The organism is Clostridium sp. BIOML-A1 (assembly GCF_009874105.1).
GTDB lineage: Bacteria > Bacillota > Clostridia > Lachnospirales > Lachnospiraceae > Coprococcus.
In genome coordinates this window covers 150,676-163,895 of the sequence record NZ_WWTL01000007.1, presented here as the reverse complement: position 1 = coordinate 163,895, position 13,220 = coordinate 150,676, and the positions used below count along the sequence as shown (strand labels likewise).

Sequence of the window (13,220 nt, the reverse complement as noted above, 5' to 3'; positions counted from 1 at the left end):
ATAAAACCTGTAGTTATGCAGGCGGTTTTTAATAATAAAGAAAAGTTAAGTAAATGTTTTGACTGGGAAGGATGGAGCCATTCTGATGGTATGTGGGGAGCCATAAAACGATGGGTGAAAATACTGCAGGAAGATTACGAGACGTGTTCAGAGTATGATATGGAAGATGCCTGATGAATTGAAATGATATATTAGAAAACGGAGATATTTGTGAAAGTATTTGAATTAGAAGAAAAATTGAATAAACTAGGTATTCCTAAAGATACATATTCTATTTTAAAAGGGGGTTTGCCTAACGAAAGATTATGTATAGTAAAAGAAGAGAAATGGTGTGTATATTATAGTGAAAAAGGGAGAAGATCTGGTTTAAAGAAATTTCAAACAGAAACAGAAGCATGTGAATACTTTTTTGAAAAAATAAAACGCCTGAGATATGCTGGCAAATGAATTATTTGCTTGTTACCTCTTTCTTACAATATTGTAAGAAAAGAATACACAGATATTCACGGGAATGTAAGATAGAAGTGAGAAGATAGATACAACGAAAATGTATCTATCTTTTTTTCATATATATCACGGGGAGGTAATGAATGACAGATTATAAAAAACTCGCGTTTTATTATCTGAAAGCAGGTAAAAGGCAGTGTATCGTTACGATCGTTGGGGTGATGATCACGGTAGCTGTATTATATACGGCATTGAATTTTGGATATTCGTATGTGCTTCAGACACGGCAGGAAGTGAGAAAAGAAGCAGATTATGAGATCGTTTTTCTGTCTGATGATACAGAGAAATTAGCGCAGATCGCTGCAGATGACCAGATACTTCAGGCATATAACGGGGCGTATACAGGGGAAGAATATGCCAGTGATGAAGAAAAATTTGTAGAAGTAAATTATAAAAATGCTTTATATGTGAATGTCAGACATCCTTATAAGATGGAGTCGATCATGGAGAATATGAAAGCCGATTATGGGGTGGATGCAAGATTAAATAATGAACTGGCAGTGTTATATCTTCAGGATGAAGATGGACTGATCGGTGTTCTGCTGATCCTTGTTCTGCTGATAGCATATATCTTTGCGATCTTCGCTGTCGGAATGATCAGGAATACGGTTCAGATGTTTGTCCTGCAGCAGGTGAAGGACTATGGAATCCTGCGATGCATCGGAGCAACGAAAGGACAGTTGAACCGGATCATATACAGGATAGGGGCAGGCATGGAAGTGACAGGCATTGCAGTCGGTGTACTGCTCGGAACCATCATCAGTGTGATCCTTGGTTTTTTAAAGGATGTTGATGTCGGATTCCATATCGGACCGATTATTCCGATCCTGATCGCATATCTTGGAGATCTGTATTTTGTTATGCAGGAGTGCTCAAAGCTTGTGACGAAGACATCGCCGGTCAGTGCAGTACGTGGAGAGTACCGGATCAAAAAGGAAAAGATCAAGGTACGTGGAAATGGTCTGATGGGGCGGCTGTTCGGTGTTGAAGGAGCCTACGCAAGAAAAAGTGTACTGCGGAACAGCGGACGATTTGCAAAGACAGTAACAGCCATGATGCTCAGCATAACGGCGATCATTATATGCTTAAGTACCGGAAGTATGGTTCATGATACGAAAAAGAATATTAATGATATGTATGGCAGATATCTGGAAGAAAACCAATCCCCTGCCAGCATATTTAATGATGTGGAATGGATACAGAGTGAGGATTTGCCTTCTGTCGAGGAGATCAAAGAGAATTCTTTGCATTACTATGTAACAGAAACAAAAATGGTATACAGTGCCAGAGGAAATCTGGTAGATCCTGAAACCTATTATGGCAAGTTTAACAAAGATTATGCAGAACAGACGAGTTTGGGAAGTTACATCGAAGCAATGATGCAGAGATGGAGAGAACGGAATACAAAGGAATACAGCGAGAAAGATGATGTAGAATATGAAAAGGCTGTTGACAGTCTGAATAGTTCATTTATAAGCATTGAAGGTTGTGATCAGAATGATCTGGACTATCTGTCCGAGTTTATAGAGAGTGGAACTGCGGAGCTGGATGATGATGGTATTCTGGTCGTTGGCGGAGGAAGCGTAATGGATTATTCCGGAAGCTATGATGACGGAGTGACGTTGTATGATCTGGGAAAGCATTTTGATACATATGATCTGCAGGTAGGAGATATGATCCAGCTGGTTGATTACAGGGAATATGAGAAACGATATCAGGCGGCTTATGAAAAGATGATGGCAGACAGTATTCTGGTCAGTCCTGAGGTAGATACGGGAGATACCTATATCTCAGAAGAACGGGCAACCAAAGAGGGCAGATCAACCTGGCGTGAACAGTATGTGATCGCTGAGCGTATCCGTCAGGAACTTATTGAGGAAGGATATTATCGAACCTATACAGTTCAGGGAGTTCTGGATTTTGGAGATCAGCTGCTTCCGGACTGGGGAGATATCTATATGAAAAGAGATTCCTACTTTGACCTGACCGGATATGGCGAACAGGATGTGACAGGAGTAAAGTACGCGATCGATCTTGACAGTGTGCCGGTATCCTATTTTGAAACCGGAATAGGCGATATTACAGATGTACTGTACGGATATGCTTATGCCAGAAATATAGTTCGGTATGCATTGGCGTTTGCTGCTTTTATATTTGTGTTGAGTTCGGTGAACATTATTAATACCACAGCAGGAAATCTGCATATGAGGCGAAAAGAACTGGCGCAGCTCCGGGTGATCGGAATGTCCAGAAAGAGACTGATCTATACGGTCATGTTAGAGGGCACGATGGCGACGGTCCTGTCAAATGTTCTGGGATTCTTATTTGGTTCGATTTTTACGATATATATTTATACATATCTCAGTATGTTTTTATATATAAAACAAACCATTGCCTGGTGGGCATTTGGAGTCGGGCTGGTCGCCTCCACATTGGTGATCTTTGGAAGTATCTATGCATCCCTTAAGGATCTTCCGATTGATATTGTAGATGACCTGAAGCTTGAGGAATAAAAAATCGATAATGATGAAGAGAGGCCAAAATTATCGGGGTGAAATAAAAAGGAGAGGTGAAAATGACAGACTATAAGAAACTTGCAGTATATTACCTGAAAGCAAGCAAAAAACGATGTGTGATCACGATCATCGGTGTAATGATCACAGTAATCGTGTTGTATGCGGGACTGAACATTTTCTATTCTTATATGTTGCAGCAGCAAAAGGATGTAAGAAAGGAAGCGGACTATGAGATCGTGTTCCTGACGGATGATCAGGAAACCTTATCACAGATCGCGTCGGATGATCGTGTCACACAGGCATACACAGGAAAGTATGTGGTGAGTGAGTGGGAGATGATCGATGGAACGGATGGCAAATATGTAGAAAAGGTATATGACAATGCATTGTATGTAAATACCGGACATCCTTACAGGATGGCTAAGATCATGAACGAGATGATAGAAGATTATGGGGTGGATGCAGAACTCAACTGGGATCTGTCCACCTGGTATCTGCAGGATATGGAGGAAGGATTTGACGTTATATTGATCGTGGTTCTGTTAGTTGCATATATATTTGCAGTCTTTGCAGTCGGAGTTATCAGAAATACGATCCAGATGTTCACATTAGAGCAGGTAAAGGACTATGGAATCTTACGATGTATCGGAGCGACGAAAGGACAGTTAAGCGGCATCATCTATCGGATGGGAGCCATGCTTGAGATCGCCGGACTGCTTGCCGGCATTGTGATGGGCGGAATTGTCAGCATGATCCTTGGATTTATATTTAAGATAAGCGCAGGCTTCCATATCATTCCGATGATCCCTATCCTGATCACTTATCTGGGAGATATGTATTTCGTAATGCGTGAGAATGCCAAACTGGTAACGAAGATGACACCGGTCAGTGCGGTTCGTGGCGAATACAGGATCAAGAAAGAAAAGCTTCGTCGTCATGGCGGCGGTCTGATGGGAAAGATATTTGGAATCGAAGGTGCATATGCCAGAAAGAGTGTCCTTCGAAATAAAGGAAGATTTATAAAGACAGTCACAGCTATGGTATTCAGTATATCGGCGATCGTACTGATATGCAGCTGCTGGGGACAGATTCGGAAATATTGGAAGGAAACGGGTGAAAAATATGGGGAATATCAGATCAATCTGACATCGTATTCGTCAGCTTCAACGAGCCTGGAAGAAGCACAGAGCACCTTGCCATCTGCGGAGGTATTTCGGGATCTGTCGAAGAATAACAATGTGGTAGCGTCCAAAAAGGTATATGCCTGTGTGGGGGATCTTGTAAATACGGATTCTTATACAGGAAAGATCACAGATGAATTCCGGACAAAGGTCACGATGGGATATTATTACGATCTTTATATGGATAAGTTAAATGGAACAGGAGATACATCAGAGGATAAAGATCCGGAAGTTACCAAAAGTGTAGCGGAAAGTATAGTAAACAGCACAGATGTGATCGGATGTGACGATTCTGATCTGAATGACCTTGCAAGATATCTGAAAGCAGGAACGACAGAACTATCCGAGGACGGTATTCTGGTCGTTGAGGGAGGAAGCTTTAACAGTTGGGATCTGAAAGAGGCAGATGATACGAATGATACCTTATATGATAAAGCGTATCATTTTGATACTTATCATTTCGAACTGGGTGATACGGTTCAATTAGTTGATTTTGCTTTATATCAGAAAGAATGTCTGAAAGCAAAGGAGAAGATCGATCAGGAATTTGAAAAACAGCAGAAAAAAGCAGGTACGACAGAAGATAGCGACAGTGAATACGGCACAGTAAAAAACGCAGAAGAACGGACTTCCGTGCGGCAGGAATATGTGGAATATAAGAAGATTAAAGACCGGCTGATCGCGGAGGGTCATTATAAGACCTATAAGGTAGAAGGTATTCTGGATCTTGGAACGCAGGTATTTGAAGGGGATTCTGACCGACAGATCTATATGCGGCAAGGTGATTATTTTGATCTGACCGGGTACGGAGAAAATGATATTGCCGGTATGAAATATAAGATCGATATGGATCATATATCAGTTAGTGCTGTAACAGAATTGCTGTCCTATAACGAGGATTCATTATATGGAGAGGCTATGCAGATCTGTGTATACCTGAAAAGCTTTGTTCGGTATGCAGTCGCAGCAGTACTGTTTATCTTTGTATTAAGTTCGGTAAACATCGTGAATACGACAGCCGGAAATCTGCATCTGAGACGAAAAGAATTCGCACAGCTCCGGGTGATCGGAATGTCCAGAAAGCGTCTGTTAAAAACTGTTATGTTAGAGGGTGTTATGACGACGGTCGTTGCGAATGTATTCGGCTTTATTATAGGTGTTGGCATATCATATGGATTCTTTATCTATCTTAATATGGTGATCGAGGCAGGAAAGTCCATTGCCTGGTGGGCATTTGGAGTCGGACTTGTGGCATCCGGCCTGATCATCTGCGGAAGCATCTGGCTGGGGATCAGAGATCTTCCGGCAGCAATGGTAGAAGATTTGAAGCTTGAGGAGTAAGCATGAAATGTAAGCCTGATACAGCAGATGGAAAGTTGCAACGGAGTTGCTGTATGACAAGGTTAAAAAACAGAAATGCAATAAATATGTAGATAAAAATTATAGATAGAAAGATCTGCGGGGAATGCAGAGGAAAGAGGGTAAGCTATGGAAATCGTAAAAATGGAACATGTAACAAAGATATACGGAGAAGGAAATACCAGAGTATGGGCGCTTGATGATGTGAACCTGACAGTCAATAAGGGCGAGATCGTGGCGGTTGTCGGTGCATCCGGTTCCGGTAAATCCACCCTGCTTCATGTTATGGGTGGTGTGGATACTCCAAATGAGGGAAATGTCATTGTAGACGGAAAGGATATTACAAGACTGACCGATGAGGAGATGTCGGTCTTCCGTAGAAGAAAGATCGGATTTGTATTTCAGGCATATCACCTGATCCCGGTACTGACAGTAGAGGAAAATATCAAGATGCCGATCCTGCTCGATCACAGAAAACCGGATCGTGATTACATCGATCATATCATCGAGATGTTAGGCCTGAAGGACAGACGGAAGCATCTTCCAAACCAGTTATCCGGTGGACAACAGCAGCGTGCAGCGATCGCAAGAGCACTGGCAAATCGCCCGGCATTGATCCTTGCCGATGAGCCTACCGGAGCACTTGACTCCAAGAATGGAAATGAAGTTATCACCCTGCTTCAGGATTCTGTTAAGAAGCTGGATCAGACGCTGGTACTTATCACACATAACATCGATCTGGCGAGAGAGGCAGACCGTATCGTGAGGATCACGGATGGAAAGATATCAGAAGGAGAGGAGATGTAGAGATGAAACGAATACTTACAATCTGTATGGCATGTGTACTTGGATTCCTTGCTGTATTTGGATATAAGGATACGATGGCTTCTGTATCAGCAGCAGAGCCAAAGGTTATGGTAACTGATTATAAGATCAAAGAGAATGAAGTAGTGGCAGGTGGAACCTTTACACTTGAGGTTACGATCAAGAATACTGCAGATAAAAAGATCAGTAATCTGAAAATGGCAGTTGCTTCCGAAGGAGGCGAACTGATTCCGGCATCCGGAGCCGGAACCGGATATCTGGCAGGTCTGGAAGGCGGAGAGACTTATACATTTGAGTTCCCGATGCAGGCAGCAGCCAATCTGGAAGAAAAGGCTTATAAGCTGACAGTGACAGATGAGTATGAAGACCGCTATGGCAATCCATATACCGTGACAGATACGATCTATCTGCCGGTTACGATTAAACAGCGCGGTGAGATCACCGGTGTATATGCAGAATCAGATGTGACCCTCGGAGATTCTATCGAGATCATGGGAAGTGTCAGCAATCTGGGGGCATCTACTCTTTATAATGTAAAGGCAAAGATCGATACAAGATTTACATCTGAAGGTGATGTCTATATCGGGAATATCGAACCGGGTAAGAATGGCTCGATCGATATACTTGCAAACACAACGAAGACGACAGGCACCGGCGGTGAGATGGGTAAGCTTATCGTTACATATGAAGATAAATCGGGAAATGTAACAACGCTGGAAGAGAATTTCTCGATCAGCGTAAGTGCACCTGTCTATACAGATATTGAAAAGGTAAAGGATGTACAGAAGAAGGATTACAGTAAGATGATCATAGAGATTGTTGCCGCTGTGGTTGTTGCGGCACTCATTGTTATCTGGATCATTCGCAGAAGAAAGAGGAAGAAAGAGATATTGGAGGAGTTCTAAATGGGTTGGATCAGTCATTTATGTTTGATGAATATGAAAAGACGAAAAACCAGAACCTTTCTAACCATACTTGGAGTTGTGATCGGTGTGATCTCTGTTGTGACCCTGCTTGCAGTTGGTATCGGCGTACGACAGGAAATGATCAATACCATGGTGGATAGTGAAAGTATTTGTCGGATTCAGGTGACCGGAGCAACCGGCGGCAAGCACAAAGACCGGATGATCATGGATCAGACCGTGAAAACTTTTCAGGAGCTTGAATATGTCAGTTCCGTATATCCGACCTATGAGATGTATGTGACCATCACAAATGGAAAATATTCTTATGATGGTGCGATTACCGGTATTCCACAGTCGGAGCTTGCGAAGCTTAAGTATACAAAGACGTCAAAGCAGACAACATCGAGCGTGAAGCCGGTGCTTATCATGGGAAATAAGGTTACATCCTTATTCTATAATCCGGAAACGGAGCAGACCTATGATGTGACAGAGAAGAAAAAAGCAGAGACATGGATCGGAAAAAAAGTGGATCTATCCTTTTGGGACTTGCAGGAGATGACACCGGTGAAGATAGAAGTCGGAGCGGTTATTGACAGTGGAGAAGATACATATAACAGAGACTCACAGAGCATTTACTGCGATCTGGATGTGTTAAAGAGCTTTTTAGGCAGAGTATCCAGTGGGGGGACGTTGCCAGGACAGCCGCTTGATGCAAATGGAAATCCGTACAAGGATTTTGTATATTCCGGAGCGGTTGTGACTGTTGATAATATCGATCATGTCGATTCTACCGTGAAGAAGCTTCAGGATATGGGGTATACGACGGAAAATGAGAAAGAGTATTTGGATACGATACAGAAATATCTGAAGATGGTACAGCTTTTACTGGGTGGTATCGGAGCAATCGCACTGATCGTAGCCGTGATCGGAATCAGCAATACCATGACAACATCGGTATTTGACCGGATCAATGAAATCGGCGTATTAAAGGTTCTCGGATGCGATCCGGATGAGCTGCAGCTCCTGTTCCTTACAGAAGCAGGAATCATCGGAGCAGCAGGCGGCATCATAGGAGTGCTTTTATCGTATGGGTTTAAGGGTATCGTAGATAAGATTGCTATTAAAATGTTCGATCTGGCAAAGGGAACGCAGATTGCAATGATCCCATGGGAGCTTGCAGTCGGAGCCGTTGTCGGAGCGATTCTGCTTGCGATATGTGCCGGATATTTTCCTGCGAGATTTGCATCGAAACTGCAGCCGTTAGATGCTGTCAGAAACAGATAGAAAAAAAGGAAAAAAACGGAACAGTATTTTGTTGACTTTACTGTATCCATGCGTTATATTATAATCGTCCGCGGGGCAGTGAGATAAACATTTACTATATTTAGGAGGAATTATTAATATGTTCGATAAGGTAAAAGCTATTTTCGAAGAGCAGTTAGGAGTATCACAGGATGAGATGCAGCTCGATACTAACTTCAAAGATGATTTAGGAGTAGATTCATTAGATTTATATGAGATAGTAATGAAGATGGAAGATGAATTCGACGTTGAGATCCCAGCTGAGGAGCTTGAAGACGTTGCTACATTCGAAGACGTACTTAACTATCTTAAGAGCAAAGGTGTAGAAGAATAATTCACATCAGAAGCAGACAAGAGGCAGCGAAGATGTCTACATACCAGATTTGCCCGGCGCAGGTTGGTGGATGACAGACTGGCTGCTTCTTTTAGTATACAGGGATGGGCAATTGTGATGTTTAGATATTGTGTGATGTCCAACCATCTTGACTTTCCCAACCAGAGGACGCTTCCGCTCGTTTCGTCCTGCAGCGGTACTAAGATGCCGCTTGCAGCGCCATCCAAGGACCGGCGGACTCAAATGCCTCTGTGTTGGCAAATCAAATGGTTGAACATCATCTACTCTTTGAACATCGCAATTGCCGATAAATAGAATAGACAGGTGAGAAAAATGGGTAAAACAGCAGTTATTTTCCCTGGCCAGGGTGCTCAGTATGTAGGCATGGCTAAGGATTTTTATGACAATTTTGAAGACAGTAAGGCAGTGATCGATACAGCAGACAGTGTGCTTGACATTGATCTGAAGAAGATCTGCTTTGAGGAAAATGAAGATATCAACAAGACAGAATATACACAGCCTGCTATGGTAGCAGCAGAACTTGCTATCTATGAGCATGTAAAGAATGCAGGTTTGAAGGCAGATGTATTCGCAGGTCTGTCACTTGGTGAGTACAGCGCACTTACAGCTTGTGGAGCTATGAAGCTTCCGGATGCGATCCGTACCGTAAGACAGCGTGGTATCCTGATGCAGAATGAAGTTCCGCTTGGTCAGGGTGCTATGGCAGCCGTTATCGCTACAGATGCAGAAGTGATCGCAAAGGTCTGTGAGGAGACTCCGGGCAATGTTCAGATCGCAAATTATAACTGCCCCGGACAGATCGTTATTTCTGGTGAGACAGAAGCCCTTGACAAAGCATGTGAAGCCCTTCAGGCAGCAGGAGCCAAGAGAGTGATCAAGTTAAATGTCAGCGGCCCATTCCATTCCAAGATGCTGGAACCGGCCGGTGAAAAGTTATATGCATACTTAAGAGATGTAGAGATCGCAGACGATTTCCTTCCATATGTATGTAATGCTGATGCATGTTATGTAACAGATGCTTCAGAGGTTAAGACTTTACTGATGCGTCAGGTATATTCATCTGTCAGATGGCAGCAGAGTATCGAAGCTATGATCGCAGACGGCGTAGATACATTTGTAGAGGTTGGACCTGGAAAGACTCTGTCCGGCTTTATGAGAAAGATCAACAAGGAAATGAAATGCATCAACATCGCAACGGTTGATGATCTGAAGAAATTGGAGGAACTGAATGCTTAAGGATAAGGTAGCAGTCGTAACAGGTGCCGGACGTGGTATCGGCAGAGCCATTGCAAAGACATTTGCAGGATATGGCGCAAAGGTAGTTGTCAATTATAATGGCTCAGAGGAGCGTGCAAACAGTCTCGTAGCAGAGATCAAGGAAACTGGCGGAGAAGCAGTTGCTTATAAGGCAAATGTAGCTGATTTTGCAGAAGCAGAGGGACTTATCAAGTTCGCACTGGAGCAGTATGGCAGAGTTGATATCCTCGTAAACAATGCCGGTATTACAAAAGATAATATCATGCTCGGTATGAAGGAAGAAGATTTCGATCAGGTTATCAATATCAACCTGAAGGGTGCATTTAACTGTATCAAGCATGTGTACAGACCGATGATGAAGCAGAAGTACGGCAGGATCATCAACATGTCATCCGTAGTCGGCATTGAGGGAAATGCAGGACAGATCAACTATGCTGCATCCAAAGCCGGAATCATCGGCATGACGAAGTCTGTAGCAAAGGAGCTTGGCAGCCGTGGCGTAACAGCAAATGCGATCGCGCCGGGATTCATCAAGACAGATATGACAGACGCAATGTCAGATAAGATGAAGGATGCGATGCTTGACCACATCACAGTTAAGAGACTGGGTGAGGTATCAGATATCGCTGAGACAGCAGCATTCCTTGCATCCGACAAGGCATCTTACATTACAGGACAGGTTATCCGTGTAGACGGTGGCATGAGCCTGTAAGATAGAATAGAATATAGCTTAAAGAATATAAATGCCAGATACAAAGTATATATTTGTATCTGGCATTGTTTTGTTATAGCATTTTTATTTTTCAAAATTTATCTTGCTTTTGTAATGAAATTATCATTAATATTGTTTTTTTATATTCGATATTGTAATATAAACGTATAAAAGCAATACAATATATTGACATATTAATACAAACACAATACAACAACAAGAATAAAGGAGGCACTATATGGCAAGTACAATTCAGGTTAGAGTAGACGATGAATTAAAAAGAAAATCAGATAGTTTGTTCAAGGATTTGGGAACAGATACTACGACGGCGATAAGAATCTTTTTGACACAGGCAGTAGCTGCAAATGGATTTCCATTTGAGATTAAAAGAAGTAACAACATATATCAAAGTATGTCCGAAGAAGATGTACTGAAAAGACTGGAAGATGCGAGAAAACACGCAGAGCAGGGAGCATGTATAGATGCAGATGCATTTGTGGCGGATATGAGGACAAAATATGGCATATAAGGTTTTTATGACGATTGATGCAGCAGAGGAGTTGAAGAAGATTATTCAATATTTGATTGAAAAAAAGAGAAATCCGCAGGCTGCGACAAGTTTATTAAATGACTTTGAGAATACGAAAAAGAAGTTAGAAGATGTTGCCGGAAGTTTACAATTATGTCGAAATAAAAAGTTGCGGGATTTAGGATATAGAAGAATTAATTTTGCAGGACATAAATATTTTATGTTGTATAGGATAGTTGATAATCTGGTTTATATAGATGGTATTTTCCATGATCTTCAAGACTACGAAAATAAGATATACTGAGAGCAAAATTAATTGCTTACAAGGATATTGATTTTGCGAAATATTGATAAATAAAAGATCCAGATATGGCAGAAATGCTGTATCTGGATTTTTTTTAATTCTTTAAAACTTTTTCTGCCGATGCCCTGTCTATGATAGTAGATGTTCCTATTATGAGAAAAGGGACATGCAGATAGTTATAGAAGGGAGAGAGTAAAATGAAGCAAAATATATAAAAAATGAGAAATATTTTGTGAACTATTGACAGCCGTTTTTTTTTTTATAATATTTGTGCATTTTTACAGACATCAATGAGGTTTACATAAGTATAAGGAAAAGCAATGTAACCGATAGAAGGCATAGAGTATAAGAGAAAAGGAGAGAGAAGGATGAAAATGAATAAGATGAAAGAATGCATCATGTGTCTTGTATTAGCCGCGATGCTGGGTATCGGCGGGATCATACCTACGGCACCGGTATTAAAGACGGAGGCAGCATCATTATCAGCGGCGGATGATTCCCAGACAGTGATAGGATGTCATAGATTGCATGATACATCTTATGCTGCGGTACAGGTAGGCAATAAGATTTATTATTCAAGTGACAGAATGGGTTATATCTTTTGCTATGATGTCAAGAAAAAGACAAACAAGAAGTTAGCAAAGCTGCCAAAGCAGGTAAGAAATAAGAATACATATTATTCTTATAAGAATTATGCCAATATCAGCAACATGTTTTACTATAAAGGATATCTTTATTGTGGTTTAATGGATGGTCTTATGTGTTATGGCATTATTCGCGTAAATGTGAAAAACGGAAAGGTGAAAAAATTATTTTTTGAGTGTTCATCAAGCAGTGTTTTGCCGGAGCCGGGTTTTGAGTTTTCCATTTATAAGAATAAGATATATTATGCATATTCAAATGGCACTTCAAACTATAATTATTATTTTGCATCTATGAATCTGGATGGCTCTCATAAAAAAGTAATCAGTCAAAAAGCGCTTACGAAAGTGTGTCGAAATGTAAAGGACAGCCGCATGATTGTTTATAGAGATGCGGTGTATGTCTATAACAACTTTGATGTTTTCTACAAAATAAACAAAAAAGGGAAAAAGACAAAGATCAAGAATCTGCCGAAAACATATATGAAGGTTAAGGTCAGCACATCCGGCTGCGTAATTGACGGTGAGAAAGCACAGTATAAGGGATATGAATATGACTCAATGGGATCTTTTGGCCTGTTAAACAAAAAGAATATTGCGACAGGAGAAGAAAAGGCCATTAATTCCAGCTCAAGCGAGAGAAGAAGCTATATTGTGCTTGGAGACTATATTCTGTTAAGAAAGAATAAAGCAAAGAAGAAACTGGGTGAATGTAAAATCACCCTTCAGCTTCTTAATAATAAAGGTAAGAAGATCAAAGATCTGTATAGCTACAATGTAAATTATAATGAGTAATATATCACAATTTTAAAAGCAAAGGAGAGATG

General features: G+C 41.3%; 12 protein-coding genes. All 12 read left to right on the top strand.

All coding sequences use genetic code 11. The annotated features are described in order from the left end of the window. The first annotated feature begins 210 nt into the window (after nucleotides 1–210). Nucleotides 211–447 carry a hypothetical protein gene (locus tag GT641_RS07585; protein WP_161117212.1) on the top strand — a complete coding sequence of 79 codons (237 nt, stop codon included), beginning with the start codon at nucleotides 211–213 and terminating at the stop codon, nucleotides 445–447. A gap of 143 nt (nucleotides 448–590) precedes the next feature. Continuing rightward, complete coding sequence (locus GT641_RS07580; RefSeq protein ID WP_161117211.1) at nucleotides 591–3,020, top strand: ABC transporter permease; 2,430 nt, start codon at nucleotides 591–593, stop codon at nucleotides 3,018–3,020. 62 nt (nucleotides 3,021–3,082) lie between these two features. After that, on the top strand, nucleotides 3,083–5,545 hold the full coding sequence (locus GT641_RS07575) for an ABC transporter permease (protein WP_161117210.1): 2,463 nt from the start codon (nucleotides 3,083–3,085) through the stop codon (nucleotides 5,543–5,545). Nucleotides 5,546–5,692: 147 nt separating this feature from the next. Beyond that, nucleotides 5,693–6,370, top strand: coding sequence for an ABC transporter ATP-binding protein (locus GT641_RS07570; protein WP_008402588.1), 678 nt, complete (start codon nucleotides 5,693–5,695; stop codon nucleotides 6,368–6,370). A gap of 2 nt (nucleotides 6,371–6,372) precedes the next feature. Further along, entirely contained in the window at nucleotides 6,373–7,293 is a 921-nt protein-coding gene (locus tag GT641_RS07565; RefSeq protein WP_243143714.1) for a hypothetical protein, read from the top strand. After that, on the top strand, nucleotides 7,294–8,577 hold the full coding sequence (locus GT641_RS07560; protein WP_161117209.1) for an FtsX-like permease family protein: 1,284 nt from the start codon (nucleotides 7,294–7,296) through the stop codon (nucleotides 8,575–8,577). 118 nt (nucleotides 8,578–8,695) lie between these two features. Beyond that, nucleotides 8,696–8,929 carry an acyl carrier protein gene (gene acpP / locus GT641_RS07555; protein WP_008402591.1) on the top strand — a complete coding sequence of 78 codons (234 nt, stop codon included), beginning with the start codon at nucleotides 8,696–8,698 and terminating at the stop codon, nucleotides 8,927–8,929. Between the two features lie 333 nt (nucleotides 8,930–9,262). Next, nucleotides 9,263–10,186 (top strand): ACP S-malonyltransferase, encoded by a 924-nt coding sequence (gene fabD / locus GT641_RS07550; RefSeq protein ID WP_008402593.1) that lies wholly within the window; start codon nucleotides 9,263–9,265, stop codon nucleotides 10,184–10,186. Next, entirely contained in the window at nucleotides 10,179–10,919 is a 741-nt protein-coding gene (gene fabG, locus GT641_RS07545; RefSeq protein WP_161117208.1) for a 3-oxoacyl-[acyl-carrier-protein] reductase, read from the top strand. The genes fabD and fabG overlap by 8 nt, the downstream gene beginning before the upstream one ends. Nucleotides 10,920–11,157: 238 nt before the next feature. Then, nucleotides 11,158–11,448 (top strand): type II toxin-antitoxin system RelB/DinJ family antitoxin, encoded by a 291-nt coding sequence (locus GT641_RS07540; RefSeq protein WP_021944606.1) that lies wholly within the window; start codon nucleotides 11,158–11,160, stop codon nucleotides 11,446–11,448. Continuing rightward, complete coding sequence (locus GT641_RS07535) at nucleotides 11,438–11,752, top strand: type II toxin-antitoxin system RelE/ParE family toxin (RefSeq protein ID WP_161117207.1); 315 nt, start codon at nucleotides 11,438–11,440, stop codon at nucleotides 11,750–11,752. Before GT641_RS07540 ends, GT641_RS07535 begins: the two co-directional genes overlap by 11 nt. 368 nt (nucleotides 11,753–12,120) lie before the next feature. Next, nucleotides 12,121–13,188 carry a hypothetical protein gene (locus GT641_RS07530; protein ID WP_161117206.1) on the top strand — a complete coding sequence of 356 codons (1,068 nt, stop codon included), beginning with the start codon at nucleotides 12,121–12,123 and terminating at the stop codon, nucleotides 13,186–13,188. Nucleotides 13,189–13,220 lie beyond the last annotated feature (32 nt).

What these genes read in the sequence shown, in the direction of transcription:
- GT641_RS07530 (WP_161117206.1), top strand. Translation starts at nt 12,121, where the DNA reads ATGAAAATGAATAAGATGAAAGAATGCATCATGTGTCTTGTATTAGCC.
- GT641_RS07560 (WP_161117209.1), top strand. Translation starts at nt 7,294, where the DNA reads ATGGGTTGGATCAGTCATTTATGTTTGATGAATATGAAAAGACGAAAA.
- GT641_RS07575 (WP_161117210.1), top strand. Translation starts at nt 3,083, where the DNA reads ATGACAGACTATAAGAAACTTGCAGTATATTACCTGAAAGCAAGCAAA.
- GT641_RS07570 (WP_008402588.1), top strand. Translation starts at nt 5,693, where the DNA reads ATGGAAATCGTAAAAATGGAACATGTAACAAAGATATACGGAGAAGGA.
- GT641_RS07540 (WP_021944606.1), top strand. Translation starts at nt 11,158, where the DNA reads ATGGCAAGTACAATTCAGGTTAGAGTAGACGATGAATTAAAAAGAAAA.
- acpP (WP_008402591.1), top strand. Translation starts at nt 8,696, where the DNA reads ATGTTCGATAAGGTAAAAGCTATTTTCGAAGAGCAGTTAGGAGTATCA.
- GT641_RS07565 (WP_243143714.1), top strand. Translation starts at nt 6,373, where the DNA reads ATGAAACGAATACTTACAATCTGTATGGCATGTGTACTTGGATTCCTT.
- fabG (WP_161117208.1), top strand. Translation starts at nt 10,179, where the DNA reads ATGCTTAAGGATAAGGTAGCAGTCGTAACAGGTGCCGGACGTGGTATC.
- fabD (WP_008402593.1), top strand. Translation starts at nt 9,263, where the DNA reads ATGGGTAAAACAGCAGTTATTTTCCCTGGCCAGGGTGCTCAGTATGTA.
- GT641_RS07580 (WP_161117211.1), top strand. Translation starts at nt 591, where the DNA reads ATGACAGATTATAAAAAACTCGCGTTTTATTATCTGAAAGCAGGTAAA.
- GT641_RS07535 (WP_161117207.1), top strand. Translation starts at nt 11,438, where the DNA reads ATGGCATATAAGGTTTTTATGACGATTGATGCAGCAGAGGAGTTGAAG.